Consider the following 26,929-nt stretch of genomic DNA (forward strand, 5'->3'; position numbering starts at 1 on the left):
TGCTTCAAAACATTTGATTTCTCACGTAAATTTCAAGATTTTCAATCCTCTTTATACACAAATACTTTTACTGTCGTCTGTGATGACTCTTCCTAGTACATGGATGCTTCCTCAATTTTCTACTTATTCACATATAATGATTATATCTGTTTGATTACATTTAATTGGAATTACATTATAATTGTATCTAAATCTATTTATAATCTTCACGTTTTTAAGAGGGGATAGCTACCCCTATGTGAAAGGGGTAATTAACATGACCGATAAACAAAGTTCGATGAATGTGAACAAGCATGTATTGACGCAAGATCTTCGCTTAAGGCAAGTCTCGAATACCGCTGTGTTTTTATGAGAAGGGCTTTTTGTACTTTCGCCCTCTGCTCAAAATCAGCATAATTGGTTTGACTTAAGCAAATCATCCGTGGATCGCTATCAAGAAAGAACATGCAAAGGATTTCTTGTTCTCTGCTTTTTCGACAAATTGCTCGTTGCCGATCTTGACCGCTTTATTCGTGAAATGATGCCTGCCGATCAATATGTGATCAACAGCTCCGGCCGGCCGCATTGGAAATTCCGCGTCAAAGTATCAGGTGGCACTCATTACATTTTCAACCACCAAAATAGCAGCAAGCCTTATCCGGTTCGAGAGTTCTCAGTGAAACAGCTGCAAGATTTGATCAATAAGTAATCTAGTTGCAAGAAAAAGCGCTTCAGCTATATAAACTGAAGCGCTTTGAATTTTTTAGTTCTTATAAATACTTCCGGTAATTCCCTCTCAAAAACACTTCATCAATCTGGCTCGTGAACACTTTCGTATTCAAGATCTTCTTCCCGATCAACCGGCTCGCAATCATTTCCGCTTCTGGATATTTCATGCCGAGCGCCTCTGCGATTGCTTTTACTTCTACGAGCTTGCCTTCTTTTGCATCGTCGCCCGCTTCTTTCGCTTTCCGGCTTTCTTCGAAGACATACGTGAGGACGCTTGCCTCTTCCTCGTTGAGTTTTCCGGTTGAGACAAATTTTTCAATGAAGCTTTTTTCGTTAAGAATGTCTTTCAGTACTTTCGCTGCTTTGAATTGCGGCGCTTTGGATGCGGCGATGGTGATGGGTTCGCCGGTCTGCGGATTGCGGCCTTTCCGCTCTTTTTTCTCGGCCAGCTGGAACGTGCCGAAGTCGTTGATCTTCACTTCATCGCCTTTTGCTAATGCTTCAGTGATGTGGGAAGTGATTTTGTTAAGAACTTTCGCTGCCTCGTCTTTTGAGATTTTGCTCCTATGTGAAATGGCTTGGACCAGCTCTTTTTTATTCATCTGGATTTCCTCCTATGTGAGAAGGCGCATCTTGCCTTCGTTTCGATTATCTTCTATTATACATTTTCCAGCCACTTGTTTGGCTGTTTGGATTTCTCCTTGTAGAATAACAGAAAGACCTATTCTGAATGATCGGAGGTTTTACTGGATGGAGTCGACTCCCCCTGCCCAACAAACCGAATCGATTCAATCTTTCGAGTCCACCATCCGCAAATGCGAAACGGCTTTGGTGCAGATGAGCGCGAAGGGATCGAATACCATGTTGCTGGAAAAGCGGCTGAACGCTTTGAAGATTGGTTTAGCGATTCTTGAAAACGTTTGGCATGGAGCGCCTTTCGACTGCAGTGGGGATGAACTGGTGGAAACCCGGCACGTCCTTTCCGGTCTGCTCCCTTCTGTCAAAACGCTTTACGCCAAATCGAAAGATGGCAGTCCGCAGAAAACATTATTGGAACGGCGGATCCGCTCACTCGAGCTGGCAATCCGAGCGATTGATGAATTCATGTAAAAAACGGCTCTCCTGGAAAGCCGTTTTTCATTTTTCTATTTCTGAAGGCGCTCTGCGAATTCGTGCAGGCGCTCCAATGTATTGATGTTGCTGTTGCAGACGTCGTTGTCTTGGCAGATGTAATTGCCGCGTTTGACGAAATTGTCCTGGCCGGAACTTTTCGTTTTGGCCGTGAACATGCCGACTTCGCTGTGGCGGTTGCAGATCGAGCAGATGCCTTTTTTGGCGCTGCGGTTGAAGCTGCCATGGATCGCCTCGAAGCGGCCGTCTTTTTCATAGATCATGTACATGAGCGTCGAGCTCTCGATCCAGCTGAGGTACGAGCGCTTCTTGAAATCGACGGTGTCGAGTTTCGGCCCTTTCAGCTTTTTCGCTTTCGGGAACAGTTTTTTCAAGCCCTGGTCGGTCACGCTTTTGAACGGGATGACGTAAGGGGAGAGTTGTTCCAAAAAGGCTTCCGCCTCCGCTTTTTCCTTAATCGAAGCGAGCGGATTCAGGACCGCTTTCTGTTCGGCATCAAGCGATGGAAACAGCTTGAAGACTTTCTCATGCGCTAGATGGCGAAGGACGTTCAGCACTTCGGCGTCGTTGCCCGTTGCCTGTCCGTTCACGAGAATCTGCGTCTGGTCCTTGATGAAATTATATTGGTCGTTCCGGATGAACGGTTCCGGACGGTTGTCGTTTGTTCCGATTTTATCGTTGTTTTCTTTTACGTGTATCATTCGAGCCACTCCTTATGGGTTGTTGGATAAATGCTATAAGGAAGCCGTGTATAGGTCATGACACATCTGCAGGCGAATTAGTCCGTACTTCTTGCCCCACGCAAAGATTCGCCATTCCGTATACCAGGCTTTGCATGAGTTTTTGCTGACGCTGACAATCGATTCATTGCCATCTGATATCACATCCCTTCGAAAACAGGGATTTCTCCCTCATAGCCCTATCATACTTGAATCAGACAACGTTCTCCAAATAAAAAACTTTCAGGAGCTTATTCAGCTTGGCCACAAAAGCTTTTATTGAACAGAAAAAGAGCCAGGAACTTGTCCAGGCTCTCCGTATCCAATGAAATGTTTAAACTGTCTTTACTGTTCGTTTCCAGGCGCTTTTTGGAGCAAGTAAAGATTGTCTTCACCATCCTTTACAATGATGAAATCCATGCTTTTTTTAACAGCGTAAATGACCGCCCCTTCTTCAAAGAAATTGGATTGAAAATTATCCGGAGAGACATTTGGAGGGACTTCCTTCAATACATTGCCGATGGGCCGGTCCACTTCGTAATCTTCCAGCTTTTCCTCCGTCCCATTGTATTCAATCCCGTTGACCACGACAATCTGGGCAAATGAGCCTTTGCCCGTTCCCTGATCGCAGCCTGCCATCAGCATAAGAGTCCACAAAAGCATGAACAGTTTTTTCATTTCAGCTCACTCCTCCGGGATTCAAATTTCAATAATCTTCCTTACTCGCAGTTTACCTGATTATTGGATATAAAAGAATCACGTTGTTTAGGGAATCCAAAAAACAGCCAGCAAATCCGAGTGAATTTGCTGGCTGTTCCATTTGTATTATTAATTTTTTGGGGAAGAGCACTTGATACTCAAATTTTGCTGTCTTCGTCTTCCCGGTACTCCAGCACATCGCCCGGCTGGCAGTCCAGCGCTTTGCAGATGGCGTCGAGCGTGGACAGGCGCACCGCTTTCGCTTTGCCGTTTTTCAGGATCGACAGGTTGGCCATCGTGATGCCCACCCGTTCCGACAGTTCGGTCACACTCATTTTCCGCTTGGCCAGCATCACGTCAATATTGATAATAATCGCCATAGTTGCACCTCACACAGTTAAATCGTTTTCAGATTTTATATCGATGGCATTTTGCAGCAGCTTTTGGAGCACCGCAGCAAAAACCGCAATGACAATCGCTCCGAAAGTGATGATCATCCCCAAGCCCCCAAGGCCCGGTGCATCATCTATCTGCGCCGTATACAGGATAATCGGCAAGTTCAAGATGAACAGCACGGTAATCGTCAGTGCACAGTATTTGATGTTCTTCAGCGCTTTTACCGACCGTTCCGAAAAAGCGATGCCTTTATCAATATACCCCAGAAGCTTCAGCGTTTGGTAGAGCGCTGCGAAATAAGCGATGGCTGAACCGTATAAAGCAAGCATAAAGACGTATTGCAGGAACGCCCATTTCGGCAGGATCTCACCGACAAAACCGGTCATCGGCGGCACGACGAAAATAGAGATGGCCAAAGCCGGCAGCGCCATCAGGACTATGACCAGCTTCAAAAAGATTGTTTCCCGTTTCATCAAAAACACCTCACTCGTTTGTTATTACATTGAACTTAGCATATTATTTATCGTAAATCAATAAATAAATGTTGATTAGCGTTTTATTCCCCTCTCATTTCATGCGGAAACTTTTTAGTGGATAAAGCAGTCCCGTTTATTAATAGAAGAAAAGAACTGAGATGCACGATGAAACGATGGATGATTTTAAGCCTGCTGCTGGTTGCTTTGTCCGGCTGCATCGGGGAAAATTACGATTTTACGCCGCCTGGCATCACCCTTTCCGGGAGCGCTCCTGTCGAATGGGACGAACTTGCAGAAGCGGATGTCGATTGGCTGGGACCGGAAAATAAACGGATTGATACAGAAGTGGAAGACTTTTTGGCGTTTGCGGACGAGCAGCCCGAAATGCGTTTGTGGCGGGCGAAATGGTTGACCTGCTCTTTGAACACGGAGATTTTGATTTTCAAAGTTTAAGTGTCCGTTTGTGGCATGGCGGCGAAGAAACAGCGGTTGAAGTCGAAGATCTGGCATTTACTTTGCCCAGCACAACGGGTGATTACTTGATCGAAGTCAACCTTCTGGCTGACCGCGGAAGTGCGCAATATGCCGGGAAACTGTCGGTTTACGACTAACACCAACAAGAAACGCCTGACAGCAATGTGTCAGGCGTTTTCATACAAATTTTATTTTCACTCGAATCACTCTTCCGGGAAATCCAAAATCTTGATCGTCTTGAATCCCAGGATAATTTTAAAGTTAAGGCCCCAGTTGGCGGTGACGATTTCCAGGTCGGCATCTGTGACGGAAAACTGGAGGACGATGTCGTTCTCGTAGTCAATGACGACATAGGCATTGGCGTTTGAAAAAATCTTATAGGATTTGTGTGCAATGAATGTCCAGCCGTGCTTTAAGCCGTGGCTCTTGTTTCCCATCCCGTCACCCCTTTTCGTTTGTTATGGAATATGGAAACATTTTTTGTCCAGCTAAAAAATCAAACTGAAATCGCAGCTGTTTTATATGCATCATCAATCAATGCAAAGATATAGGCAGAATTCATGGATTTTGCAGCTACTTCTTTACTGATTCCTTTCGCTCCATTTTTTCGGATTTCATAGTAATCGAAGATCGATTCAAAATCACCGAAAGTAATACGTCTTTCATTTTTCAGGCTTACGCTCGGCAAATTTGTTTTAGCATTAGCAACCACAATATATTCATCATTTCTTGATACAGAAAACCATTTAGGTATTCGTTTATTTTGCGGCGTTGTAGGGATTTCAAATGACCTGCTGTTTGCCTTCGTTAAAATGTACTGCCAAGTCTCACTCGGATTCATCTATGAAACCCCTCCTCTATTTCAGCATAATCTTATTATAATTGAAAATATTAGAAGATGTAAGAGCGCTTTCATTTGTCTGGATTCAAAAACAGACAGCATGGATACACTGTCTGTTGTCAAAGATTCTATTTCTTACGGCAAGATTGCAAACGAACGCATTGGAAAGCCGGAAGCCTTGTCCGCTTTCGGGACGATGTTGAAAATTACGGCCCCTTTTGCCGGCAGCTGATCGAGATTTGCAAGCAGCTCGACTTGATAGGTGTCTTGGTCGAGTACATAATACTCGCCGAGGAGCGCGCCGTTTCTGCGGTAGTCGATGGCAGAATCGGTGTCGAACGTTTCATGGCCGACTGCCCGTACGCCCCGTTCTTCAAAAAGGAATTTCAATGCGTTAACGGACCAGCCGGGTGCATGGCTATTGCCTTCTTCGTCTTTATTGTCGAAGGCTTCCTTGTCCGGCCAGCGTTTGCTCCAATCCGTGCGCAGCGCGACGAACGTGTCAGCTTCGATTTTGCCGTGTACGGCTTCGAACGCTTCAATGCCGTCAACCCCTAACGTAAAGTCAGGGTCTGCTTCCGCTTCTTTTGACTTGTCGATGACAACGAGCGGAAGAACAAGTTCCTTCAGCCCCAGTTCGTGAAGATAGCGGGCATCGCGGACAAAATGGATCGGTGCATCGAGATGGGTTCCGTATTGCCCGGGAAATGTGAAGCGCTGGGCAAAGAAGCCGTCGTCGTGGTTGAACAAAGTATCGAATTTCGCATCTTCAAATGCCGAGAAATGCGGCGAGTCGGGACCGAATGCATGAGTCAAGTCGACCCAAGTCTTCTGTTTCAGTAAGTTGATGGCTTCGATTGTTTCGAGTGTTTTGATGGGCATGGTAAATTCCTCCTTGGGGTTTGTGGATAGAGGGCAACTAAAAACCCTCTTCCTGGATTAAGAAGAGGGTTTGGCAGATGAAGGTCAAAGTTCTCTTCTTATCTTCAAGCTTGAACGCTTTTGGAATTAGCACAGTACTTTGCAGTCTGTTGCTGAGGCTTCAAAGGGCCAAATCCCTCCACCTCTCTTGATAAGAAAGTTATATTCAATTAGTTATCCATAATCCTACAATCGGCCAAGTGAAAAGTCAATCTATTTTGAATTCTTTTTAAGCGCGAATCCATTTCCAGATTTCGCCCGGTGTTGCGTTCTTGCCGTACATGAGAATTCCGGTCTTGAAGACTTTTCCTGCAAGCTTCATGAAGACCCAGACACTGATGGCAAGAATGGCGACAGCGATGCCGATTTCCACCCATGGCCATTCTTCAAGAAGCGATAGGCGCAAGATCAAGACTCCCGGTGATGTAAACGGGATGTAGCTTCCGAGCTGTGCCCAGAATCCGCTCGGGTCGCTGAATACAGGACCGATGAACAGGAACGGACTGAACGGCAGCATCATGACAAGCCCCTGGAAGTTTCCGGCGGTCGAGATGTCGGCCATTGTGGCGCCGATACCGACGAACAGTGCCGCATACAAGAGGTAGCCGAGCACCGCAATCAGCAGCAAGACGGCCAGTTCCGGCACGAGCAAGTATTCCATGATCGGCATATCGATTTTCCACAGCAGCACCGGCAGGATGATCGCGACATAGACGATCAGCTGGATGATGCCGAGGACGAAATAGCCGATGATCTTGCCTTGCATCAAATCAGCCGGCGTCAAAGACGACAGGATGATTTCGGCGATTTTATCTTTCTTCTCCTGCGACGCGCTTTGGAAGATCGCCATTCCCGTGAAGACGATCGACAGCATGACAACAGCGGCGAAAGCGCCAGGAATGATGCGTTCGAGCATCCCTTCGCTGAACAGTCCGCCTTCGTCCGCTTCAACAGAAGCGTCTTCAAAGACGATGCCCTGCGCGACCATTCCCGCTTCTTCCGGCGTCAATCCAAGCTGTTCGATCTGCATCATCTGCAGCGGTCCGCTCAGCACTTGGACTTCCTCCATGAATCCCGAATCGGTCTCTTCGTTTGTATAGACCGTGACTTTGCCGTTTTCAACCGACTGTTCATTGATGAAGACGTATGCGGCGTCTTCTACTTCAAGCGCAGCTTCCGCTTCCTGTTCGGCGATTTGCGTTTCTTCCAGCTGCCATTCGGTCGAGGCTGCAGCAGCTTCCAATTGTTCGTAGACCCCAAGCTCGTCGTTGACGTAGACTTTCGTTGCGGCCGGTTCGTCGTCTGAACGAAACAGGTCCGGCAGCAAGAAGAAGGCCAGGAAAATAATCGGTGTCAGGAACAAGCCAATGATAAACGATTTGCTTTTCATATTGCGTTTGATTTCCCATTTGGCGACTTTCATCGTGTTACGCATGTGCTTCACCCGCTTCCTTCAAAAGATTCTTGTCAGTGGCGATGTCGATGAAGATTTCGTGCAGCGAGATGCGGTCGATCGACAGTTCCTGGATGTCCAGTTCCGCCGGCAGATTCTTCAGCCAGACGGCCGGCTGCACATTCCGCGACAGATACAGCACCGCGATTTCCCCGTTCTGTTCCACCCGTTCCACTTCCGGCAACCCTTCAAGCAGGCTCCGGCTGTTCACGCCGTTGATTGTGCATTTGAAGTTGGCGTATTCCCTTTTCACCTCGCTGAGCGTCCCGTAGATCACTTTTGTTCCACGGTGGATCAAAAACAGGCGGTCAGCCATTTCTTCGACCAGATTCATCTGGTGCGAAGACAAGAGAATTGCTGTGCCTTTTTCAGCGAGCGAGCGAATCTCTTCCTTGAACAGCTCCTGGCTGACCGGGTCAAGCCCTGAAAACGGCTCATCGAGGATCAAGAGCTCCGGTTCATGGAGAATCGATGCGATAAACTGCACTTTCTGGCCCATCCCTTTTGACAGTTCTTCCACGGCGACTTTGTCTTTTCCTTCAAGCCCGAACTTTTTCAAATACGCGAGTGCGCGTTCTTTTGCGCGGTTTTTCGGATAGTCTTTCAACTCTGCGAGATACAGCAGGATATCCATGACGTTGACGTTTTTATAAAGGCCGCGCTCTTCCGGCAGGTATCCGATTTTGTTGCGCGGGATTTCCTTGTTTTTGCTGTTGTGGAATGTGATTGACCCGGCATCCGGGTACATGATGCCCATGATGTTTCGGATCGTTGTCGATTTCCCCGCACCGTTCGGCCCGAGCAGCGCCATGATTTCCCCTTTTTTCACTTCAAATGAAATATTCGAGATGATCTGTTTGTCTTTGAATGATTTGCCTAAACCTTCTACAGCGAGCATCGTCTCCATGTTCTTCATCCTTTCCGGATTGTTATTTCAGCAGCAGGCTGATGATTTCTTCCAGTTCCAATGCTTGGTCATCGAGGACCTGTATGTTTTGCGCCACGATAAACTGTTCTGTTGCATCAGGGTTCTCGCTGATCAGCTGGCGGCCATCACGGGAAAGTTCTCCCGGCACCGGTCCATCCGGCATTTCCGTGAGCCAGTAGCGGCGGTAGCTCGCAACCAGCCGGTCTTTCTCGTACAGACCGACGCCTTTTCCGTCTTGCATGAGAAACAGGTAATCTGCGAGTTTCCGCAAATCGTCCGCCTGATGCGTCGTCAAGACGACGGCACGGTCTTCCGGCTCCATCCAATCGACGAGCAAATCCATGAACTGCTTTTTTGACGGAATGTCGAGCGATGCGGTCGGCTCGTCCAAGATCAAGATATCCGTTTTGCGCGGCAAAGCGAGTGCTAAGCTGAGCTTCTGCTGCATGCCGGGCGATAATTTGCCGAAGCGCTTATCGAGCGGGATATCAAAGAGCCGGATGATGTGTTCAAAAAGCTTGTCGTCCCATTTCAAATACAGCGGTGCAATCAGGTTTTTCAGTTCATTTCCGGTATAGGCGTTCCAGCCGACCTGTTTTTGCGGCTGAAACGTGATATGCCGTTTCCAGCTTTCGTCTCTGCCGTCAACCGGTTTGCCGAGGATGCGGATTGCTCCTCCGTCCATGCTGGCGAGGTTCATCATCAGCTTCAGCAATGTGCTTTTGCCGGAGCCGTTGTTCCCGACGAGTGCTGTGATGGTGCCCGCTTCGATTTCAAGGTTTACCGGACCCAGCTGAAAATCGTCCACTTTCTTTCTGGCGTCTTTTATTTCGATCCATGCTGGCATCTGTCATTCCCCTTTTCTGAGTTTTTCTAGAATCTCTTCAAAGACCGCTTTGATTTCACCGGGCGTGTAATCGTAGTCCATGGCGTTTTGGATGGCCCGCTCGAATTCCGCCCGGACCGAAGCTGTCATCGTATCTTGTTTCACGGTGCCTTGTATTTCTTTTACAAACGTTCCTTTGCCGTGGGCTGTTTCGATAAAGCCCTGTGCTTCCAAGTCCTGATAGGCGCGGCGTATCGTAATGACACTGATTTCCAGGTCTTTCGACAGCGCCCGGATCGATGGAAGCGGCGTTCCGGCTGCGAGATGGCCGCCTGCAATCAAGGCTTTCAGCTGCTTTTCAATTTGATGGTAAATGGGTTCACGAGAATCTTTGGATAAACGTATCGGCAGCAAACTCCAGTCCCCCTCTCACAGGTAATCCGTTTTCTTGATCATTTTCCGCATATCCGCCTGCCAGTATTTCCAGCCGGCGACACTCAAGGCAATCGCTGCAATTACGGATAGCCATGTCCAGTCCGTTGCCAGTGTCATGGTCCAGCTCACAAAGCCGTTGCCCGCGAACCAGTAAATCAGTCCGTAGACAGCTGCGATGCCGGCAATCATGTAAATGAACGACTTTACGATTGCGCGTGTTTTAAAATTGCCGCCTGCTTCACTTGCGGCCATGATGAAGCCGACCGCAATCGACAGCGCGAACCAGATCAGCACGAAAGCGATATAAGTGACCGGTGTCATCAGGCTGCGGAAATTCTCCGATACGACCGGCAAGCTGATCAGCAGGATCAGCTGAAACGGAAACGAACAAACGGCATGGACGACAAAGCGGCTTTTGACAATGACGCCTTTTGGAATCGGCAGCTGCTGCAGCATGACAATCGACGGCGCTGTCCATAAATCCCCGTCCATTTTCTGCATCTGGAATTCCTTGCTCTTCATCCATGCCGGGAACAGAAAGAAAATCACCAGGAACAGGAGATCAAAAAACCGGAACTCGCCTTCCAGGTAAAGGTCAAACGTCATCAAGACGAGCATGCTCATCGCAATATAGAAAACAAAAATCGTGATTAGGCTTTTCATGGAGGCTTTCAGTTCAAAAGCTGCGAGCCGGGAAGCTTGTTTCCATTCATTCATCTATCAACACTCCTTTTTAACTGTTATACTGTTTATACTCATATACACAGTATCAAATCTTTTTGGGAACTGTCAACAGATTGTATAAAATAGTTTGAAAATTCTTCCGACACGATAAAACCCTCCAGAAAAGAGGACTCTTTCCTGAAGGGTTCGTCTATTCAACTCTGGAAAGCAGCAATATGGCTTGTGAAATATCCGCGTGTAGGCTTACTGTTCTTGTATAATTTGCTAATATGCTAAAAAAATAAAATAAATTTCCAAAAACACGACTTTTGATTTTTGATTACGTCTAACAAGTAGAAACCTAAATTAGGGGGCGAGATTCCTTGACCAACGAAAGAAAAGTCGAAATCACTGAGTGGTATCAGCAGCATGGCGATTCGGTCTTCAGGTATATCTTGCTGATGGTGCGCGATCATCAACAAGCGGAAGATTTAACACAAGAGACGTTTATCAAAGCATTCCGGTCTTATGACAGCTTTGAACGAAAAGCAAATCCGAAAACCTGGCTTTTTCGGATTGCGCATAATGTCACCATTGATTTTATTCGAAAGCAAAAGCCTTTGGAGCTCTTAAAAGAACTCGTGCTGCTCGGGAAAAGCGCGAACGCAGCACCTGAAGGCATCGTGGAGATCAAGGAGAATTCCACCGAACTTTATGATGCCTTAGGCCAGTTGAAAGCCCCGTACCGGGAAGTCATTGTCTTGAGGAAAATAAGGGAGTTCAGTATCCAGGAGACTGGCGAAATTTTAAATTGGTCCGAGAGCAAAGTGAAAAACACGCTTTCCCGTGCCCTTTCCGCATTGGAAAAACAGTTGAATAAGGAGGGAATTATCCATGAAAAAAACTGATGGCACACAGAATGCCTTAGACAATCAGTTGAAACAATTGGATCAGGATATCGTTTGGAGCAAGAACCATAAAGCAAGGCTGCATAGCCGGATTTTATCAGATTTGGATAAGCAGGAATCCAAGACCCGATTTTTCAATGGCTTTAAATTCACCTCCAGTTTAGTGCTGTGCTCCATCCTTTTAGTGGCCGGGATCATTTTCCTTTCGCAAACGCTCCTTCAAGGAGACAGCGGAACAACGACGGGAAATAACACAGAAGAAGAACCTGCCTTGTCAGGAAACGAAGCGGTCGATGCCGAAACGAGCAAAGAATCCATTCAGGCTGTTATTGAAAAAGAATTTGACGGGCCAGATGAGAAGTACAAAGAATTATCGGAAGCGGCAATGGAAGCTCAAAGCAATATCTCAACTCAAGAAGAGTTCGATGCCCTGCAGGAAACACCGGTATGGCAAAATTATTTAGACTACATGGCAGATACCTATGCTTCTTACTTCACAGAAAACGGCTATGATAAGTTTTTAAATGCCACTCCCGCTTTTATGTACAGCGGTTTTGAGGGCGACTATGACCTGACAGCGTCGGATATTAAAATCAGCCAAAACGAAAACAACCTGAAAATGTATCAATTCACTTTCCAAGTCGACTACAAAAATGCAGACGGAGAAGTCCAGCCGTATGCGTTCGAAGGCGAAGCCATAGCTTCGGAAGAAGGAAAAATCGAGGAGCTGCAATTTCTAGATAGGGATGGCTTGCTTACAGCCATAAACGAAGATATTTATTGAATGAACATCCTCTTTATGTTCACAAAAAATGCACAAAGGGAAAAATTGCCCTTTGTGCATTTTCGTGATATAACTTTAACGTAACTCTAAAGAGGTGACGAAATGGCAGAAAGCAGTTTGCGCGATAAAAAGAAAATAGCGACGCGGAAAGCATTGGCTGAAGCAGCCTTTACCCTCGCAATCGAACACGGAGTCGATGGTTTTGTAGTAGAAGACATTGTCATGAAGGCCGGCTATTCCCGCCGGACATTCGCCAATTACTTTTCCTGCAAAGAAGAAGCGATTGCGAATTCCTTGAGCCTGGATGATTACTTTCAGCCGGAAGGGCAGTTCGAATTTTCTCCGAAGGACCATACGCCCTTGGGGACCATTGAGATTTTCATCCGGCGCAGTTTCACGATCAACAAACTGAAGCGGTTGAATCAGCTAATTTCCCTGTCACAGACCCATCCGGCGCTCCGGCTCTATGTGACCGGCGCATTAAAGGAAATGCAGGATTTTGCCGCCAGCGGCATCAGCGAGGAATACGGCAGCGATTACCCGGAGGAATATTACCCCATCCTGATAGGCGCTGTGTTTGGCGCACTCTTGCCCGTTCTCGATGAGAGATTCGATGTAAATCTGCCGGATGGCGAAGAACAAAGCGAAACCAGCAATGAGTTCAATGACTACATGGATACCGTCTTTACTCATTTACGAAAAGGATTCAATTGAACCAACCAAACCAAGAAAGAACGGAGTTGCACACGTGTCGAGATTTTTTTACAGCATCGGAAAAACAGCTTACAGCAAGCCTTGGCTTTTCATTGCCGGCTGGCTACTCATTTTAGGAATCATCATCACCGCCATCGTAACGAATGGCGTGAGCACAAGCAGTGAAACTAGAATTGACGGGACCGCCGCACAGGACGTGCTGGACGAGCTCGCAGAAGAATACCCGGCAGCCTCGGGCGGCCAGGGCAGCTACCTTTTTGAAGTGCCTGAAGGACAGGCCATCGACGACCCTGCAAACGCACAGGCGCTGGCCATGGCGGTCAACGAAATTTACGGATTGGACCATGTCGTGAATCCGATGGAGATGCTTCAGGACCCGGAAGCCATGGCGCAGATGCAGGAATTGCAGGGCATGTTGAGTCAGCTGCAGACGCCTGAAGCCGCTCACCGTCCCCTCGTCATCAAGGATATGCCGGTTCCCGGTGTCCAGATTTCCGAGGACGGAACCATTGCGTTATTCCAGTTCCAACTGACGAAAACCGTGGAAGATTTAAGCGAAGCGGAACGTGAAGAGCTGGGTGATGCAGCGGATATCGCTGAAGAAGGCTCTTCCATCACGGTCATCCCGACCGGAACGCTGCAAGGGGTCGATATTCCGATCGGCGGCACGCACGAAATCATCGGTTTGGCAATCGCCGGCATCATTCTTGTTGTCACACTCGGCTCATTGATCGCTGCCGGTTTGCCGCTCGTCGTCGCTTTGATCGGCGTCGGCGTCGGTGTCGGCGGCACGTTCGCATTGTCGAATCTGTTTGAGATCAACAGTTTGACTCCGGTACTGGCCCTTATGATCGGGTTAGCCGTCGGAATCGACTATGCCTTGTTCATCGTTAACCGCCAGCGCAATCTGATCATGTCGAAGAACCTAACCGCAAAAGAAGCAGCGGCACGGGCAACCGGGACAGCAGGCAGCGCAGTCTTCTTTGCCGGCCTGACGGTCATCATCGCGCTCAGCGGATTATTGGTCATCGGAATCGGCTTCCTGAGCAGCATGGCGCTTGTCGCTGCACTCACCGTTTTAATCGACGTACTTGTCGCTTTGACGCTCCTTCCGGCATTGCTCGGATTGATCGGCGAGCGAATCGTTTCGAAGAAAACAAGAAACAAACAACAGACAGCAGGCTCTTCCAAACCAAGCTTTGCGCAAGGATGGATCACCGGCCTTCTGAAAGCTAAATGGGTAGCGGTTTTACTGGTCATTGCGATTCTTGGAACGCTCGCGGTTCCGGTTGCACAGATGAACCTGGGCATGCCGTCCGGCGCCAGCTCTAACAAAGATACGCCTGCAAGACAAAGCTACGATATTATCTCAGACAGCTTCGGGGAAGGCTTTAACGGGCCGCTCCTCGTCGTTGCCAAAGATAAAGACGCAAATCCGGTGGATCCGCAGGAATATTTCCAGCTGCTGTCCAACATTTCACAGCAGGAAGCCATAGCGGAAGTCTCCCCGGGCGGATTTAGCGAAGATGGCACCATTGCCATCATCTCCATCATTCCGAAAAACGGTCCGACGGATGAAGCAACCAAAGAATTGGTTGAAGACCTGCGGACAGATGCAGCGACTATTGAAAACACGAACACGGAAATCGGCGTGACCGGATTGACGGCCATCAATATCGACATTTCCGAGAAACTGGCCGAAGTGTTCCCGATCTATATTGCAATCATCGTCGTCTTGTCTCTCGTGATCTTGCTTGTCGTCTTCCGCTCGATCCTCATCCCGATCAAAGCGACAGCAGGCTTCCTGCTCAGCATCATGGCGACATTCGGCGCAACGACTGCCGTGTTCCAATGGGGCTGGCTCGGTTCCATATTCGGAATCGATACGGGCGGCCCGCTCTTGAGCTTTATCCCGATTATGGTGACGGGCATTCTGTACGGCCTCGCCATGGACTATCAAGTATTCCTTGTCTCTTCCATGCGTGAAGCTTATATCCATGGCGAAAAAGGCAACCATGCCATCGTCAACGGCTACAAGACCGCAAGCAAAGTGGTCGTGGCTGCGGCCTTGATCATGGTCTCGGTGTTCTCCGGCTTCATTTTCACGGACGACATTATGATCAAACAGATCGGCTTCGCCTTGGCCTTCGGCATTCTGGTCGATGCCTTCCTGATCCGGATGATTTTCGTGCCGGCTGTCATGTCGATGTTCGGCGACAAAATCTGGTGGCTGCCGAAATGGCTTGATAAGATTTTGCCGGACCTGGATATTGAAGGAGAAAAACTGCTCCAGGAACTGGAACAGGAAGAAAAAGCGAAAACGAATACCGTTCAAGAAAATCTTCTATAAAGAACTTTCAAGCTGCCGGAAAATTTCCCGGCAGTTTTTTTTTGGCAGCGGCCGTCCGTTTAACTTTTTGGGGAGGGTGGTATGGTTAAAAATGTAATACATATTCTAAAAATGGAAAAAATATGACGGAATAAGGGGTGTACGGATGAAAAAGTTTAAAGGGGCAATCGGGCTGCTGGCCTTAATGCTGTTCTTAGCTGCATGCGGCGGAGAAGAGGAATCGACCCGGACATTTGAAATGGAAAATAACGGCATCGTAACGACGATGGTCTACACCACAGAAGGCGACAAAGTGACAAAGCAATCGACGGAAAACCTGATTCAGTACGATTTAGCCGGAATCGAATCGAAAGAGCAGTCACAGGAGCTGTTTGATCCGTTGATCGGGGAATTCCAAGGCATCGAAGGCATCACGCATCAAATGGAATACGAGGAAGATAAGGCAGTGGAAACAATGGAGATCGATTACGAAACAGTCGATTTTGACGAAATCGAAAATTTGCCGGGCATGTCTTTCAGCGATGACCCGAAAGACAACGGCGTCAGCATGGAAAAGTCCCTTGAAATTCTGGAAAGCCAAGGCTTTAAAGAAGTGGAATAAAAATTGAAATCGGCAAATAAAATAGGAAGAGAAAAAGCAGTGTTTGGCTTTTTCTCTTCCTATTTTTCAGTTCCGCTAAATCTGTCTCCCGATACAGCCTGATCTTACTTTTCCCAAATCAAGTCAGCGCGCTTTAGCACGGACTCCCATGAATCTTCGCCTTCTGTTATATCTTCTATGTCGTAATCAGCGTAATAAACTGCATCAACTTTTTCGCTTTCGACAATGTTAAAAGTGTATCCATTTTCATTAGACGTCTTCTCGGTGTTGATCAAGTTGCGGCTTGGTCCGTCCACCATGGTTTTCGTATAGTAGATAAAGCTGACATTTTTGCTTTCTCCGTCCACTACAAGGAGCATTGGGTGGGTTTCATAAACTGTCGCATAGCTCTTCCCGTAGTAACGGGCAACCAATTCACCGCTTTCGCCATCGATCTGAACGAGATCCCTTGAATACGGAATGACGCTTTCATAATACAACGCGTATGAAAATACCCCTGCTAAGAGAATGGCGGTAGTTAACACGGAAACTAGGGAAATCATCCATTTTTTATTGCGCCATTTTCTGCGGATGGATTGGAGCGGTGCGGCATTGTTTTCCGCTGGCAGGATCAGGTCGCGCTTCATCGACTCAACGTCCTTTTGGCAGCTTGAGCAATGCTGCAAATGCTCTTCCACCATTTCTTTTGTATCCGGGCCGATTACCTCATCGACATAGAGAGGCAGTATATCTTGGATGATTGTGCATTTAACTTCTTTCACGGTCCATCTCCTCCATGTATTTTCTAATTTGTTTTCGGGCTCTGTGAAAAGTCACGCGCGCCCATCCTGCACTTTTTCCAAATAGAATTCCGATTTTCTCAAATGGCAGTTCGCCGAACGTCCGCAAGGAAAATACTTCTTTGTACGGCTCTTCCATCGTGTGAAGAAATTGATGGACGATAAACGCGTCGTCCTTATCCATTAAGTGCTTCACTAGGTGAATTCCTGTGTTTGGTTCTTCGATTCCTTCTAAGTCGACCTGCCTTTTCTGGTTTTTGTAATGCGAAAAGTATGTATTTTTAGCAATAGCAAAAAGCCATGCTCGAATATCCTGGGATCCATCAAACCGTTCAATGGCCTTTAAAGCCTTAAAAAAAGTCTCTTGCGTCATTTCTTCCGCTACTTTTTCATTGCGGCTGAATGATCGGATGTACAAAAAAACTTCTTTAAAATAGCGGCGATAGATTTCCTCAAAGTCCATCCCATTTTCACCCCCTCGTTTATACAACTCCCGAATCCGGATTGTGTTACAACTTTTTTATCTTTTTTTGAATCGCTTCATTTCGGTGGAATAAAAGAATCCGCAAAAAAAGAGTCGGCCCTTATGAGCGACTCCTTTCTTCTTTGCGTTTTTTCCTATGTACGTACCGCCAACTATAATAGATCACCCAACCAAGCAAAACAATTACCGGACCGAAATATTGGTAGCGGTAGTCCGTATACCAGACGACCAAAAGAGCTGCAATGGTACAAGGCAGCATAATATAGCACCATGCCCGAAATTCGATGTTCCGGAAACTCATTTCAAATCGTTCACCCATCTTATTCACCCCGCTTTGATGAAAAACGCCTAACCATCGAACAGTTAGGCGTTTTGTTTATTTATCCTGATTTGCTTCTTCGGTATCCCGGACGTTCTTCTGAACCGTGACCACTGCAAACAAGCTCAAGACGAACGAAATGCCGTAAAAGCCTTTTTCGCTCAAAATGATGCTTCCCGCGTTGAACAAGCCGATGGCCATAAGGGCAATTGCGGCAATCAGCGCGAACCAGCTGATGCCGTAATACAAGTTCGTAACCCGGATGCCTTCATCGCGGTCCCGAACAGCTTTCTGCAGCGAAACTGCAGAATAGAGCCCGAGAATCAACAGCGCAATGTAATAGCCTTTTTCATTCAGTTCCATGGAGGCGTTATATAATCCAATCAAATACGATGACGCACCGATCAGTAGTGCTCCCCAGGCAGCCCCTTTAAATGCGCCTGTCGGTTCCCCGAGCCTGCGCGGCGTTCTTGGTTTTTCTGCAAAAACTTCTTCGTCTTTATCCCCTAACATACACTTGACCCCTTTCATTTGCAGCTAAAGCGTTAGTGAACTTAGAAAAATCCACCAATTTATTTTCTCTTCTTCCATTTTCTCCCCTGTGAATGGTTCTATTTTATCACAGTTAGACAATTCAAATAACTACCAGGCCAAGAATATTTTCAGCAGACCGGATCATTCTTCCTCTTGGGTTTCCTTTTTTAAATCTTGATACAGCAAACCCAGCAGACTGAGTCCAAACACCGGAATTAAGAAATCTCTATCGCTTGCGAAACTTGGGCTCAAATAATGGTCGAATACAATTGTCCCGGTCAACACCAAGAGGAAGAGCGCGCTCAGGATCATGAAAGTGGACTTGCTTATCGATATGTAATTTTTTCGCAGCTGGACAATCAGGTATATGGCCATGAAAGCGACCAACAGCAAGCGTGTCGCTACTAAAAATTCGTAGCCCCAGTAAAATGTAAGGAGCAAAAACCCTAGAAGCAAGATATTCATTATAATCGAAACTGCGTTTTGTATCATGGGAATCTCCTTTTCCTGCCTTTTCTTTCATTATAGAGCATTTTACAGAATTCTCCTTTTTTATTTTATTGATTCCACATCAATAAAAAAAGAGGAAAGCCAGGCTTTCCTCCTCGAATCCGCATACATTGAACTTAAGTCGTCTTATCCAATTCTTTCGCTTTTTTGTGGTATTTCGAATACACCACCATAAAAGCGATTCCCCAGACCAGGAGCAGCCAAGGCATGCCGAATCTCATCAAGGCAAAAGGGGTTTCAAAAAGAAAGGCAAACAGAAAGTCGCTTCCTTCTTTCTCCCATAATCCCGGTGTGAGGTAGGCGCCTTTTAAACTTTTCGAATAAGAGCCGTTGCCCATGACCGAAAAAGCGATGATCAAGAAAACAAATCCAAACGAGCCGTAATACTCGAGCAGCCGGCGAAGATAAGCTTTTTGCGACGCCTGGTCTGAAAACAGTTCGTCTCTTCCATCAGCTGGTTTAAGCCAATAATGCAGCCAGTTTCCGCCGAGGTGCTGCCAGCCGTAATCCTCATACAATTCGATATAGCGCTTTTTTGCATCTCTAGTCCGAAAAGTCGGGTAGTCGATGCGGATGACTTGCTCCACAGAAGCTGTTTTTTCGAAATCGTAGATTCCCCAGGCGCTAACATGTTTGCACAACCAGCCCTTTTTCGCCATGCTGTTCAACCAGTCTTCTTCTTTTTGGATATCCATGAATAATTTAAACTTCTTCATGATGCGTGCTCCCTTCATAAAGAGAAAGAATATGCTGCAGCCGTTCTTGTTCAATTGTCAAAATTCCTACGCCTTCATCCGTAATCCGGTAGACTTTCCGTCTGGAATCTTCTGCGGGTAAAAGTTCAATCAATTGGTATTTCAACAGGTTTTCAATCGCTCCATACAACGTGCCAGCGGCGATCCTGACTTGTCCATTGCTCATCTCTTCCACTTTTTGCATGATGGCATACCCGTGCAAGGGCTCTTTCAAAGCCAATAAAATATAATGCATCGTTTCCGTTAACGGAAGCAGTTTATGCCTTTTCATTTTCCCATCTCCTATACAGTTCAACTATATAGTTCTAGTATATACAGTCATACTATATAGGTCAACTGTATAAAAGAAAGAAAATGATTCCATTAAAAAAGACTCTCAAAATGAGAGTCTCACGTAAGCAAAAAGCTTCTATTTTTCCCGCGGCAAACTGAAAAATCCATGCATTTCGCTGTATTGATGCGCGATACGGCCGAGCGGCTTCAATTTGTCGAGATCGACTTTGTAGTTGCCGAGGTAGTATTCGTCCTTGATGTGATAATGGACGACTCTTCCAAGAATGAGATGGTCGCTGCCCAGTTCGATGATGCGGTCGAGTTCAAGCTCGAACGAAATCGGCGCTTCCCCGACACGTGGAACGGATACCGAAGTGCTCGCAACCGGCGTCACGCCAGCCGCCGCAAATTCATCCACATCCTTCGGAAAGTTTTTGGCGCTTTCATGCATTTCATTGGCAAGATCCGTATTGACGATATTGATGACATATTGCTTGTGCTGCCGGATATTCTCAAGCGTATCTTTGACCGTGCCAAGCCGTTCGCCGACTCCCGGTCCAATAGAGATGCACAGCATTGGCGGATTTCTTGATGCCACTGTGAAGAAACTGAACGGCGCGAGGTTCAGCTCCCCTTCCGTATCCATACTTGAGACCCAGGCAATCGGCCGCGGAACGACCGAACCTGACATCAATTTATAAGCTTGCTGCGTATCAATTTTTCGTAAGTCGACATCCATTTGAATTCCTCCCAGACCAATCTTTCGTTGCAATCAATTATCTAGCCGCATTTTCTTTTTTAACAAGTGACATGGCGGTTATTAATAACGCTACCACTACTGCCAGCATTCCCGCAAGGAACAGCCAGCCGAATGTAAAAGTCCCCGTTTTATCAACGATATAGCCAAATAGTGGCGGTCCGACGATGACACCCCATGAGCCGAGCGTCAAACTGAAGCCGCTAGCCATTCCCGCACGCTCAATCGGCACCAGTTCTGTCGCTGCATTCATCCAGATGCCATTAAAGCCCGAAATGCAGAAACCGAACAGAATTGTAATCGGCACCATTACCCAAAACGGGGTGCCCACTGGAAGCTGGCTGATAGCGATGGACATGAGAATCGATATAGCAGCGATAATGACCAAGACGATGATTCGCTTCCCTTTAAAAAGATTATCACTGATCATCCCCCAAGCAACCCGGCCAAACGACCCGCTGACTTCCGAAATGACCAGCAGCATTCCCGCAAGGACCAGTGAAATCCCAAGATGTTCATAAGCGAACAAGACAATATACGTGTTCAAAATGAGCTGGCTGCCGCTTAATCCCATTGCTGCAATGCTGACGAGCAGGAGGGGTTTCTCTTTGAACATTTGAAGGATTGAAGCAAATAGCCTTGCCGGCTTCTCAGTAGTTATCCCATCTTTTTCAGGAGGATCGTGATAGAAACGGTAGGCAAGCAGTCCGGTGAAGATCAATAACCCACAGGCCATGAGCAAAACTGGCCGCCAGCCCCAAGCAACTGCTGCCGGTAACATCAGGAGCGCTGCCAGTGCCGAGCCGAGGGTGACCCCCATCTGTTTAATGCCCATTGCTGTTCCCCGCTTTTCTGAAAACCAGTGAAGAATGCCTTTATTCGACGTCGGATGCATCGTTCCGTAGCCCATTCCGCCGAGCACCACCATGAAGAGCACAACCGCATATAGCGACGTGACCGTCACTAGGATAAAAGACAAGCCAAGGCACAGGGACAAAAGAAAGAGCAGCTTTTTTGAACCGATTCGGTCGACGATAAAGCCGGCCGGAATCGATACGAAAGACTGCCCTAAAAATAATGCTGCCGGGAGCATGCCGATCTGTGCCTTTGTTAAATTCAGATCTTCACCTATCAGCACCCCGAGCGGCGCAAGGCTTCTGCCGACGAAAGCCACCATGATTTGGGCAATCAGCAGCCATGTCAGCATACGCCACGGGTTGATATTCACTATTGAGTTATTTTGTAAAATGGTTTTATCCATGTAAGTTCATCTCTTTTACTGACATAAAGCAAGGGGTTGCCCTGTTTTATGCCAAATCGATTTTCTTCAAGTCTTCCTTTTCTTCTTCTGTCACTTCCACAGTTACTAGATACGATCCAACTACTGCAATTAGGAAGTTCGCAGCAAGCCCGATGACACCGCCATGGATGCCAAATACCGTTTTATGTCCAGTCCAAGTCAGAACTCCCGCAATCACTGCCCCTGCAAGCATTCCCCAGAATACCGGTTGAGCAGCCATGCGTTTCCAGTAAAGCCCTAAGACAAATGCCGGGAATACTTGAACCAGCAATTCGAATTTCAGGACGAAAATTTCGTATAAAGTTGCCGGTGGATACCAGGCGATCCACAATAGCACGCCGACAGCCAAAACGCCCGTCACCTTGCCGACCATCACCTTTTTGCGCTCCGGTGCGTTCGGATTGATAAAGCGACTGTAGATATCATTGGAAACAATGGATGAAAAGCTCAGCAGCACAGAATCTGCCGTTGATACAATTGCAGCCACAATCGCCCCGAAGAATATAATCATTACCCAATAGAAGAAGCCGTTGATGCCCGCAATTTCATTGGCCATCAGCCCGACCAATTGTTCCGATCCTGCTTCGTTCAAGTTCGGAATCAAGGCAATCCCTAAAATCCCGATGACAAATACCAGCCCTGTCGTAATCGGCGGCATCCAAGCCATCCGTGAGAATGAACGCTTCAATGTACGCTCACTTTCCGCTGCGAAAATCCGTTGAACCGCATGCGGATAGATGGCAGCACCAAATCCGACAAGGAGAATCATACTCAGCCAGTTGACGGATGTCATCATTTCAGGCACTCCGAGCTTCGCCGGTTCCGTATTCGCTATGAATTCCGTGGCGGAAGTGAAATTCCCTCCGACAAGGTAGAGCGCACCCCCGAGGAACACCACAATCCCGACCATCAGCACCAAACCTTGCATGACATCTGTGAAAGCAACCGCTTTCATGCCGCCGAGCCATTCATAGATCAGCATGACAAGGACGAAAGCAATAACAGCCACTTGATAAGGAATCGTGCCTCCAGTTAAACTTGAAGCCGCTTGGCCAATGGCCACCAGCTGTTCAAGCAAGTAGTTGCCAAGCCCCCATAGCATCAGCAGAACTGCCAGAATCGTTACCGCTTTCGATTTGAAACGGTAAGTGATCCAGTCAGCCGGTGTGATGAAGTTGAGTTTTTTCGATACGACATAAAGCCGTGGTGCAAACAATAAATAAACACCGATAATAATCGTCATAAACGTAATGGACTGCAGCCAGGCAAAACCGGTGCGATAAGCCGTTGGCGCATAGCCGATAATTGTATTTCCGCTATATTGCGTTGCGTACAAAGTGAAGAACAATGCAACGAACCCAAGATTTTTCCCAGCCAGGTAATAATTGCTCATGCTGTCATGAAGCGTCTTATCGCCTCGGCCGGAGAAATACCCGATGACCAGCATAATGACGGCATAGGCAGATAAAATCAGAACTCCATCTATGCCCGCAAAGGTTAAATCAGTCATTCAGCTCCCCCCTTTTCTCTGCCTCTTCGGCGTCTTCCACAATATTCCACTGCTTCAGTGTCGCCCAGCTCAAGTAGCCGCATAAAAGCAGTGAAAATCCAATAATGATCCATGCCCAGTACGGAATCCCTAAAATCAAGGGTTCATACGATCCAGCCGGCATGTACCAAGGGACATTGCCAAGCACGATCAAGACCAATACAATCCATATCCACTTTTTGCGGATCGGTTCTTTGATTGATTTATTGTCCATTTAAAAGCTCCTTTTTGTGAATGCTGTTATTTTGCTGCTCAGTAGACCGGCCGCTTGTCACCTTGAATAATAAATTTTATGAGTGCGTTCAAAATCAGCGATTTGGGCTTCAAATTGGATAGTCGCTGAGATTTCGTCCAAACCTTTCAATAGCATTTCACGCCTATATTCATCCACTTCGAATTCTCTCTCATAGCCTTGGCTGTCCATGATCCGCTGCTGCTCCAGATTTATGGTCAGCTGATAGCCTGGATTTTCAGCTGTCTTGCTGAAAAGCCCTTCTACCTCTTCTGCTGGCAGCTGCAGCGGAAGAATCCCATTCTTAAAGCAATTGTTATAGAAGATATCTGCAAATGACGGCGCAATAATCACCCGGAAACCAAAATCCTCGATCGCCCACGGGGCATGTTCACGGGAAGAGCCGCAGCCAAAGTTTTCACGTGTCAGCAGAACACTCGCGTTACGATAGGGTTCCTGGTTCAATAGAAATCCGGGATTTTCTTGCTCTTCTTCCGTATAGCGCCAGTCATAAAACAGGAATTCTCCATAGCCGCTTCTTTCAATGCGTTTCAGGAATTGCTTCGGAATGATTGCATCGGTATCGATATTGGCGCGATCAAGCGGAGCCACTATGCCTTGATGGGTTTTAAAAGCTTCCATGGGTTACACTCCCTCTCCGATTTTGAGCGGCCATTGCCGGACATCTACAAAGCGGCCTTCGATGGCCGCAGCTGCCGCCATGGACGGACTGACCAAATGCGATTTTGAATCTCTTCCTTGCCGCCCTTCGAAATTACGGTTCGATGTCGATGCGACGCGGTCGCCAGGCTTTGCAATATCCGGATTCATCCCAAGGCACATGCTGCATCCTGCTTCGCGCCATTCAAACCCGGCATCTGTAAAGACCTTCGCAAGCCCTTCCGCTTCTGCCTGCTGTTTAACAGACTGGGATCCGGGAACCACCAGCGCGCGTACCCCTTCAGCCACTTGATAGCCATTCACCACTTTCGCCGCTTCCCTGAGATCCTGAATCCGGCCGTTCGTGCAGGAGCCGATAAAGACCGTATTGATTTCGATCTCTTTAATCGCCGTCCCTGGCGTCAACTCCATATAAGCAAGGGCGCTTTCCACCATCTGGCGCTTTTCTTTCGGTACATCCTCCGGTCCCGGAACTGCTGCATTTACGCTGGCTACAAGTCCAGGATTGGTCCCCCAAGTGACTTGCGGCTCAATCACCGAACAATCGAAGTCGACTATCCGGTCAAACTGAGCGTCTTCGTCGCTCTTGAGTTCCCGCCAGTCTTCCAGGGCTGCCTGCCATTCTTTACCTTTAGGCGCGTATTCTTTTCCTTCCAAGTATTTGAAAGTAGTGTCATCCGGCGCAATCAGCCCGGCTCTGGCCCCGATTTCAATGGACATATTGCAGACGGTCATCCGTTCTTCCATCGTTAAGTTGCGGATCGCTTCTCCTCGGTATTCCAGCACATAACCCGTAGCAAAATCGTGTCCGTACTGCCCAATCAATGCGAGGATCAAATCTTTCGCTGTCACTCCGATTGGCAATTCCCCATTAAAATTGACCGCCATCGTCTTCGATTTGTATTGCTTCAAGGTCTGAGTCGCAAGCACATGCTCCACTTCGCTCGTCCCAATTCCAAAAGCAAGCGTCCCGAATGCGCCGTGGGTCGCAGTATGGCTGTCTCCACAGACGATTGTCTGTCCTGGCTGCGTCAATCCCAGCTCCGGCGCAATGATGTGGACAATTCCTTGCTTTGTACTGAAGAGGTCAAAGAGCTCAATGCCGAAATCCTCGCAGTTTTTCCGCAATGCTTCTACTTGCTTCTCGGCAATTTCATCTTCGAACGGAAGACTGCGGTCTGTCGTCGGAATTGCATGGTCCATTGTCGCAAGCGTCCGGTCGGGCCGGCGCACTTTGCGGTTTGCGAGCCGTAAGCCATCAAAAGCCTGCGGCGATGTCACTTCATGAATCAGATGAAGATCGATGTAAATGACATCCGGCTGATCTTCCTGCTCCACTACGATATGGCGGTCCCAGATTTTCTCATAAAGCGTCTTGGCCATAACGGCTCCCTTCTTTCACTTAAATGATTTGGCTATCTTTTAATTCCTTCAACTTATCTTCATCGAAATTCAGCAGCTTTCCGTAGACTGCTGCATTATCCTTGCCGATTGTCTCCGCTCCGACATGCTGGACTTTTCCTGGTGTTCGGCTGAGCTTCGGCACAACTCCTGGCATCGGGAATTCACCGAGTACCGGATGCTCCGTCTTGATGATCATGTCCCGTGCTGCGTAATGCGGATCTTCGACAATGTCTTTAGCGGAATAAATACGGCCAGATGGCACACCTTTTTCTCCAAGCAGTTCCAGCACTTCCACCGTCTCCTGCGTTTTTGTCCAATCTTCAATCAACTGATCCAGTTCCGTCATATGTTCACTTCGGGCATGATGCGTGCGGTAGCGCGGATCTTCGAATAACTCCGGGCGCCCCATCGCTTCACATAGCCGCTTAAAGACGCCGTCTGCATTGGCGCCGATTACGATATAAGTGCCTTCTTTCGTCAAATAGATATTTGAAGGGGCAACTCCCGGTAAAATATTGCCCATGCGTTCACGCACATAACCCGCTAGAAGGTAATCCGGCACCGTACTTTCCATGACTGAGAAAACCGATTCGTAAATGGCCGTATCGACCATTTGCCCTTTCCCGGAGAAGTGGCGTTCATTCAATGCAGTCAATGTTCCAATCGTGGCAAACAATGCAGCAAGAGTATCGCCAATTGAAACGCCGATTCTTGAAGGCGCGCGGTCCGGGAAGCCGGTCACATGGCGGATACCACCCATCGCTTCGCCGACGCTGCCGAAGCCTGCACGCTTATGATACGGACCTGTCTGACCATAGCCTGAAGTTCGCGTCATGATAATTTGCGGATTGATCTCAGAAAGTTCTTCATAAGAAAGATTCCATTTCTCCATCGTTCCCGGTCGAAAGTTCTCAATGATGATATCCGCTTCCTTAACCAGTTCCTTGAAGATTTCCTGGCCTTCTTCGGTTCGGAGGTTTAAAGTCACCGATTTCTTGTTACGTGATTGAATCGGCCACCACAGGCCTTCTCCATCTTTTTGCTGGCCCCATTGCCTCATCGGATCCGCTTTATCAGGCGCTTCAATCTTGATGACCTCAGCGCCGAAATCCCCGAGCATCCTGCCGGTAAACGGGCCAGCTAGTAGCGTCCCGAGTTCAAGTACACGAATCCCTTCAAGCGGCGCCCTTTCTTGCTGCTCATCCAAAGTGGCAGTCCCTAAATTTGCGTTTTCATAGGCTGATTTTTCATTTTCAATTTTCATCTATTGCACCTCCAGGTTTATTTCACTAGTTGGAAACGCTTTCTCAAAGGTTTGGAAAGCA

General features: G+C 47.5%; 36 protein-coding genes and 1 riboswitch. Of the genes, 9 read left to right on the forward strand and 27 right to left on the reverse strand.

Annotation, left to right across the window (positions count from 1 at the left end; all coding sequences use genetic code 11):
* The first annotated feature begins 421 nt into the window (after positions 1-421).
* Positions 422-688 (forward strand): hypothetical protein, encoded by a 267-nt coding sequence (locus AC2EXB_RS17525; protein ID WP_483602531.1) that lies wholly within the window; start codon positions 422-424, stop codon positions 686-688.
* A gap of 61 nt (positions 689-749) precedes the next feature.
* Here the strand turns inward: AC2EXB_RS17525 and AC2EXB_RS17530 are convergent, their stop codons facing one another.
* Positions 750-1,310 carry an HU family DNA-binding protein gene (locus AC2EXB_RS17530; RefSeq protein ID WP_483602532.1) on the reverse strand — a complete coding sequence of 187 codons (561 nt, stop codon included), beginning with the start codon at positions 1,308-1,310 and terminating at the stop codon, positions 750-752.
* Between the two features lie 148 nt (positions 1,311-1,458).
* Between AC2EXB_RS17530 and AC2EXB_RS17535 the strand changes: the two genes are divergently transcribed.
* A complete protein-coding gene (locus AC2EXB_RS17535; protein ID WP_483602533.1) occupies positions 1,459-1,818 on the forward strand; it encodes a hypothetical protein in 360 nt (119 codons plus the stop codon).
* A 35-nt stretch (positions 1,819-1,853) separates the two neighbouring features.
* On the opposite strand, the gene AC2EXB_RS17540 is transcribed toward AC2EXB_RS17535, so the two are convergent.
* The 4 genes from AC2EXB_RS17540 to AC2EXB_RS17555 form a co-directional block, all read right to left on the reverse strand.
* Complete coding sequence (locus tag AC2EXB_RS17540) at positions 1,854-2,540, reverse strand: FusB/FusC family EF-G-binding protein (RefSeq protein WP_483602534.1); 687 nt, start codon at positions 2,538-2,540, stop codon at positions 1,854-1,856.
* 363 nt (positions 2,541-2,903) lie between these two features.
* A complete protein-coding gene (locus AC2EXB_RS17545; protein ID WP_483602535.1) occupies positions 2,904-3,236 on the reverse strand; it encodes a hypothetical protein in 333 nt (110 codons plus the stop codon).
* 179 nt (positions 3,237-3,415) lie between these two features.
* Positions 3,416-3,637, reverse strand: coding sequence for a helix-turn-helix domain-containing protein (locus AC2EXB_RS17550; protein ID WP_483602536.1), 222 nt, complete (start codon positions 3,635-3,637; stop codon positions 3,416-3,418).
* A 9-nt stretch (positions 3,638-3,646) separates the two neighbouring features.
* Entirely contained in the window at positions 3,647-4,129 is a 483-nt protein-coding gene (locus AC2EXB_RS17555) for a DUF2975 domain-containing protein (RefSeq protein ID WP_483602537.1), read from the reverse strand.
* 114 nt (positions 4,130-4,243) lie between these two features.
* Between AC2EXB_RS17555 and AC2EXB_RS17560 the strand changes: the two genes are divergently transcribed.
* Together AC2EXB_RS17560 and AC2EXB_RS17565 are read left to right on the forward strand one after the other, a co-directional pair.
* Complete coding sequence (locus AC2EXB_RS17560) at positions 4,244-4,582, forward strand: hypothetical protein (protein ID WP_483602538.1); 339 nt, start codon at positions 4,244-4,246, stop codon at positions 4,580-4,582.
* A complete protein-coding gene (locus AC2EXB_RS17565; protein WP_483602539.1) occupies positions 4,534-4,740 on the forward strand; it encodes a hypothetical protein in 207 nt (68 codons plus the stop codon). Before AC2EXB_RS17560 ends, AC2EXB_RS17565 begins: the two co-directional genes overlap by 49 nt.
* 66 nt (positions 4,741-4,806) lie before the next feature.
* Here the strand turns inward: AC2EXB_RS17565 and AC2EXB_RS17570 are convergent, their stop codons facing one another.
* From AC2EXB_RS17570 to AC2EXB_RS17605, 8 genes are all read right to left on the reverse strand, one after another.
* Positions 4,807-5,040, reverse strand: coding sequence for a hypothetical protein (locus AC2EXB_RS17570; RefSeq protein ID WP_483602540.1), 234 nt, complete (start codon positions 5,038-5,040; stop codon positions 4,807-4,809).
* Positions 5,041-5,099: 59 nt separating this feature from the next.
* The gene (locus AC2EXB_RS17575) at positions 5,100-5,444 is read right to left on the reverse strand and encodes a hypothetical protein (protein ID WP_483602541.1); all 345 of its coding nucleotides are present in this window, start codon (positions 5,442-5,444) and stop codon (positions 5,100-5,102) included.
* 135 nt (positions 5,445-5,579) lie between these two features.
* A complete protein-coding gene (locus tag AC2EXB_RS17580; RefSeq protein ID WP_483602542.1) occupies positions 5,580-6,326 on the reverse strand; it encodes a cyclase family protein in 747 nt (248 codons plus the stop codon).
* Between the two features lie 95 nt (positions 6,327-6,421).
* Positions 6,422-6,523, reverse strand: a riboswitch (SAM riboswitch).
* A 71-nt stretch (positions 6,524-6,594) separates the two neighbouring features.
* Positions 6,595-7,800, reverse strand: a complete 1,206-nt coding sequence (locus AC2EXB_RS17585; protein ID WP_483602543.1) for an ABC transporter permease — start codon at positions 7,798-7,800, stop codon at positions 6,595-6,597.
* Positions 7,793-8,725, reverse strand: coding sequence for an ABC transporter ATP-binding protein (locus AC2EXB_RS17590; RefSeq protein ID WP_483602544.1), 933 nt, complete (start codon positions 8,723-8,725; stop codon positions 7,793-7,795). Before AC2EXB_RS17590 ends, AC2EXB_RS17585 begins: the two co-directional genes overlap by 8 nt.
* Before the next feature lie 22 nt (positions 8,726-8,747).
* Positions 8,748-9,593, reverse strand: a complete 846-nt coding sequence (locus tag AC2EXB_RS17595) for an ABC transporter ATP-binding protein (RefSeq protein WP_483602545.1) — start codon at positions 9,591-9,593, stop codon at positions 8,748-8,750.
* A 3-nt stretch (positions 9,594-9,596) separates the two neighbouring features.
* On the reverse strand, positions 9,597-9,986 hold the full coding sequence (locus AC2EXB_RS17600; RefSeq protein ID WP_483602546.1) for a GntR family transcriptional regulator: 390 nt from the start codon (positions 9,984-9,986) through the stop codon (positions 9,597-9,599).
* A 15-nt stretch (positions 9,987-10,001) separates the two neighbouring features.
* Positions 10,002-10,724: a hypothetical protein gene (locus AC2EXB_RS17605; RefSeq protein WP_483602547.1), complete on the reverse strand. Its 723-nt coding sequence runs from the start codon at positions 10,722-10,724 to the stop codon at positions 10,002-10,004.
* Positions 10,725-11,053: 329 nt separating this feature from the next.
* Between AC2EXB_RS17605 and AC2EXB_RS17610 the strand changes: the two genes are divergently transcribed.
* From AC2EXB_RS17610 to AC2EXB_RS17630, 5 genes are all read left to right on the forward strand, one after another.
* Positions 11,054-11,578, forward strand: coding sequence for an RNA polymerase sigma factor (locus AC2EXB_RS17610; RefSeq protein ID WP_483602548.1), 525 nt, complete (start codon positions 11,054-11,056; stop codon positions 11,576-11,578).
* A complete protein-coding gene (locus tag AC2EXB_RS17615) occupies positions 11,565-12,362 on the forward strand; it encodes a hypothetical protein (protein ID WP_483602549.1) in 798 nt (265 codons plus the stop codon). The genes AC2EXB_RS17610 and AC2EXB_RS17615 overlap by 14 nt, the downstream gene beginning before the upstream one ends.
* Before the next feature lie 102 nt (positions 12,363-12,464).
* On the forward strand, positions 12,465-13,076 hold the full coding sequence (locus tag AC2EXB_RS17620; RefSeq protein ID WP_483602550.1) for a TetR/AcrR family transcriptional regulator: 612 nt from the start codon (positions 12,465-12,467) through the stop codon (positions 13,074-13,076).
* A gap of 34 nt (positions 13,077-13,110) precedes the next feature.
* On the forward strand, positions 13,111-15,426 hold the full coding sequence (locus AC2EXB_RS17625; RefSeq protein WP_483602551.1) for an MMPL family transporter: 2,316 nt from the start codon (positions 13,111-13,113) through the stop codon (positions 15,424-15,426).
* Positions 15,427-15,571: 145 nt separating this feature from the next.
* Positions 15,572-16,027: a YehR family lipoprotein gene (locus tag AC2EXB_RS17630; protein WP_483602552.1), complete on the forward strand. Its 456-nt coding sequence runs from the start codon at positions 15,572-15,574 to the stop codon at positions 16,025-16,027.
* 104 nt (positions 16,028-16,131) lie between these two features.
* Here AC2EXB_RS17630 and AC2EXB_RS17635 read toward each other — a convergent pair whose 3' ends face one another.
* The 14 genes from AC2EXB_RS17635 to AC2EXB_RS17700 all read right to left on the reverse strand — a co-directional run bounded on the left by AC2EXB_RS17635 (position 16,132) and on the right by AC2EXB_RS17700 (position 26,868).
* Positions 16,132-16,788 carry a zf-HC2 domain-containing protein gene (locus tag AC2EXB_RS17635; RefSeq protein ID WP_483602553.1) on the reverse strand — a complete coding sequence of 219 codons (657 nt, stop codon included), beginning with the start codon at positions 16,786-16,788 and terminating at the stop codon, positions 16,132-16,134.
* Positions 16,775-17,269 carry an RNA polymerase sigma factor gene (locus AC2EXB_RS17640; RefSeq protein ID WP_483602554.1) on the reverse strand — a complete coding sequence of 165 codons (495 nt, stop codon included), beginning with the start codon at positions 17,267-17,269 and terminating at the stop codon, positions 16,775-16,777. Before AC2EXB_RS17640 ends, AC2EXB_RS17635 begins: the two co-directional genes overlap by 14 nt.
* A 121-nt stretch (positions 17,270-17,390) precedes the next feature.
* Complete coding sequence (locus AC2EXB_RS17645; protein WP_483602555.1) at positions 17,391-17,609, reverse strand: hypothetical protein; 219 nt, start codon at positions 17,607-17,609, stop codon at positions 17,391-17,393.
* Between the two features lie 57 nt (positions 17,610-17,666).
* Positions 17,667-18,122 carry an inner membrane protein YiaA gene (yiaA, locus tag AC2EXB_RS17650; protein ID WP_246807833.1) on the reverse strand — a complete coding sequence of 152 codons (456 nt, stop codon included), beginning with the start codon at positions 18,120-18,122 and terminating at the stop codon, positions 17,667-17,669.
* A 162-nt stretch (positions 18,123-18,284) separates the two neighbouring features.
* Entirely contained in the window at positions 18,285-18,635 is a 351-nt protein-coding gene (locus AC2EXB_RS17655) for a hypothetical protein (protein ID WP_483602556.1), read from the reverse strand.
* A gap of 134 nt (positions 18,636-18,769) precedes the next feature.
* Positions 18,770-19,369, reverse strand: coding sequence for a DUF2812 domain-containing protein (locus tag AC2EXB_RS17660; RefSeq protein WP_235197506.1), 600 nt, complete (start codon positions 19,367-19,369; stop codon positions 18,770-18,772).
* On the reverse strand, positions 19,356-19,679 hold the full coding sequence (locus tag AC2EXB_RS17665; protein ID WP_483602557.1) for a PadR family transcriptional regulator: 324 nt from the start codon (positions 19,677-19,679) through the stop codon (positions 19,356-19,358). The genes AC2EXB_RS17660 and AC2EXB_RS17665 overlap by 14 nt, the downstream gene beginning before the upstream one ends.
* Before the next feature lie 138 nt (positions 19,680-19,817).
* Entirely contained in the window at positions 19,818-20,420 is a 603-nt protein-coding gene (locus tag AC2EXB_RS17670; RefSeq protein ID WP_483602558.1) for a flavin reductase family protein, read from the reverse strand.
* Between the two features lie 37 nt (positions 20,421-20,457).
* Positions 20,458-21,699 (reverse strand): MFS transporter, encoded by a 1,242-nt coding sequence (locus AC2EXB_RS17675; RefSeq protein ID WP_483602559.1) that lies wholly within the window; start codon positions 21,697-21,699, stop codon positions 20,458-20,460.
* A 46-nt stretch (positions 21,700-21,745) separates the two neighbouring features.
* Positions 21,746-23,248, reverse strand: a complete 1,503-nt coding sequence (locus AC2EXB_RS17680) for a sodium:solute symporter family protein (protein WP_483602560.1) — start codon at positions 23,246-23,248, stop codon at positions 21,746-21,748.
* Positions 23,241-23,501 carry a hypothetical protein gene (locus AC2EXB_RS17685; protein ID WP_246807827.1) on the reverse strand — a complete coding sequence of 87 codons (261 nt, stop codon included), beginning with the start codon at positions 23,499-23,501 and terminating at the stop codon, positions 23,241-23,243. The genes AC2EXB_RS17680 and AC2EXB_RS17685 overlap by 8 nt, the downstream gene beginning before the upstream one ends.
* A 57-nt stretch (positions 23,502-23,558) precedes the next feature.
* Entirely contained in the window at positions 23,559-24,161 is a 603-nt protein-coding gene (leuD, locus tag AC2EXB_RS17690; RefSeq protein WP_483602561.1) for a 3-isopropylmalate dehydratase small subunit, read from the reverse strand.
* A gap of 3 nt (positions 24,162-24,164) precedes the next feature.
* Positions 24,165-25,583, reverse strand: a complete 1,419-nt coding sequence (gene leuC / locus AC2EXB_RS17695) for a 3-isopropylmalate dehydratase large subunit (RefSeq protein ID WP_483602562.1) — start codon at positions 25,581-25,583, stop codon at positions 24,165-24,167.
* Between the two features lie 19 nt (positions 25,584-25,602).
* The gene (locus tag AC2EXB_RS17700) at positions 25,603-26,868 is read right to left on the reverse strand and encodes a CaiB/BaiF CoA transferase family protein (RefSeq protein ID WP_483602563.1); all 1,266 of its coding nucleotides are present in this window, start codon (positions 26,866-26,868) and stop codon (positions 25,603-25,605) included.
* Between the last annotated feature and the right edge of the window lie 61 nt (positions 26,869-26,929).

It is taken from the genome of Planococcus alkaliphilus, assembly GCF_057031095.1.

Coding starts and splice junctions, on each gene's coding strand:
- AC2EXB_RS17530 (WP_483602532.1), bottom strand. CDS start 1,310: ATGAATAAAAAAGAGCTGGTCCAAGCCATTTCACATAGGAGCAAAATC.
- yiaA (WP_246807833.1), bottom strand. CDS start 18,122: ATGTTAGGGGATAAAGACGAAGAAGTTTTTGCAGAAAAACCAAGAACG.
- AC2EXB_RS17640 (WP_483602554.1), bottom strand. CDS start 17,269: ATGGACTTTGAGGAAATCTATCGCCGCTATTTTAAAGAAGTTTTTTTG.
- AC2EXB_RS17660 (WP_235197506.1), bottom strand. CDS start 19,369: ATGAAGAAGTTTAAATTATTCATGGATATCCAAAAAGAAGAAGACTGG.
- AC2EXB_RS17550 (WP_483602536.1), bottom strand. CDS start 3,637: ATGGCGATTATTATCAATATTGACGTGATGCTGGCCAAGCGGAAAATG.
- AC2EXB_RS17540 (WP_483602534.1), bottom strand. CDS start 2,540: ATGATACACGTAAAAGAAAACAACGATAAAATCGGAACAAACGACAAC.
- AC2EXB_RS17565 (WP_483602539.1), top strand. CDS start 4,534: ATGGTTGACCTGCTCTTTGAACACGGAGATTTTGATTTTCAAAGTTTA.
- AC2EXB_RS17570 (WP_483602540.1), bottom strand. CDS start 5,040: ATGGGAAACAAGAGCCACGGCTTAAAGCACGGCTGGACATTCATTGCA.
- AC2EXB_RS17670 (WP_483602558.1), bottom strand. CDS start 20,420: ATGGATGTCGACTTACGAAAAATTGATACGCAGCAAGCTTATAAATTG.
- AC2EXB_RS17700 (WP_483602563.1), bottom strand. CDS start 26,868: ATGAAAATTGAAAATGAAAAATCAGCCTATGAAAACGCAAATTTAGGG.
- leuC (WP_483602562.1), bottom strand. CDS start 25,583: ATGGCCAAGACGCTTTATGAGAAAATCTGGGACCGCCATATCGTAGTG.
- AC2EXB_RS17675 (WP_483602559.1), bottom strand. CDS start 21,699: ATGGATAAAACCATTTTACAAAATAACTCAATAGTGAATATCAACCCG.
- AC2EXB_RS17580 (WP_483602542.1), bottom strand. CDS start 6,326: ATGCCCATCAAAACACTCGAAACAATCGAAGCCATCAACTTACTGAAA.
- AC2EXB_RS17590 (WP_483602544.1), bottom strand. CDS start 8,725: ATGGAGACGATGCTCGCTGTAGAAGGTTTAGGCAAATCATTCAAAGAC.
- AC2EXB_RS17595 (WP_483602545.1), bottom strand. CDS start 9,593: ATGCCAGCATGGATCGAAATAAAAGACGCCAGAAAGAAAGTGGACGAT.
- AC2EXB_RS17535 (WP_483602533.1), top strand. CDS start 1,459: ATGGAGTCGACTCCCCCTGCCCAACAAACCGAATCGATTCAATCTTTC.
- AC2EXB_RS17685 (WP_246807827.1), bottom strand. CDS start 23,501: ATGGACAATAAATCAATCAAAGAACCGATCCGCAAAAAGTGGATATGG.
- AC2EXB_RS17655 (WP_483602556.1), bottom strand. CDS start 18,635: ATGATACAAAACGCAGTTTCGATTATAATGAATATCTTGCTTCTAGGG.
- AC2EXB_RS17645 (WP_483602555.1), bottom strand. CDS start 17,609: ATGGGTGAACGATTTGAAATGAGTTTCCGGAACATCGAATTTCGGGCA.
- AC2EXB_RS17615 (WP_483602549.1), top strand. CDS start 11,565: ATGAAAAAAACTGATGGCACACAGAATGCCTTAGACAATCAGTTGAAA.
- AC2EXB_RS17545 (WP_483602535.1), bottom strand. CDS start 3,236: ATGAAAAAACTGTTCATGCTTTTGTGGACTCTTATGCTGATGGCAGGC.
- AC2EXB_RS17585 (WP_483602543.1), bottom strand. CDS start 7,800: ATGCGTAACACGATGAAAGTCGCCAAATGGGAAATCAAACGCAATATG.
- AC2EXB_RS17680 (WP_483602560.1), bottom strand. CDS start 23,248: ATGACTGATTTAACCTTTGCGGGCATAGATGGAGTTCTGATTTTATCT.
- AC2EXB_RS17575 (WP_483602541.1), bottom strand. CDS start 5,444: ATGAATCCGAGTGAGACTTGGCAGTACATTTTAACGAAGGCAAACAGC.
- AC2EXB_RS17605 (WP_483602547.1), bottom strand. CDS start 10,724: ATGAATGAATGGAAACAAGCTTCCCGGCTCGCAGCTTTTGAACTGAAA.
- leuD (WP_483602561.1), bottom strand. CDS start 24,161: ATGGAAGCTTTTAAAACCCATCAAGGCATAGTGGCTCCGCTTGATCGC.
- AC2EXB_RS17620 (WP_483602550.1), top strand. CDS start 12,465: ATGGCAGAAAGCAGTTTGCGCGATAAAAAGAAAATAGCGACGCGGAAA.
- AC2EXB_RS17630 (WP_483602552.1), top strand. CDS start 15,572: ATGAAAAAGTTTAAAGGGGCAATCGGGCTGCTGGCCTTAATGCTGTTC.
- AC2EXB_RS17665 (WP_483602557.1), bottom strand. CDS start 19,679: ATGAAAAGGCATAAACTGCTTCCGTTAACGGAAACGATGCATTATATT.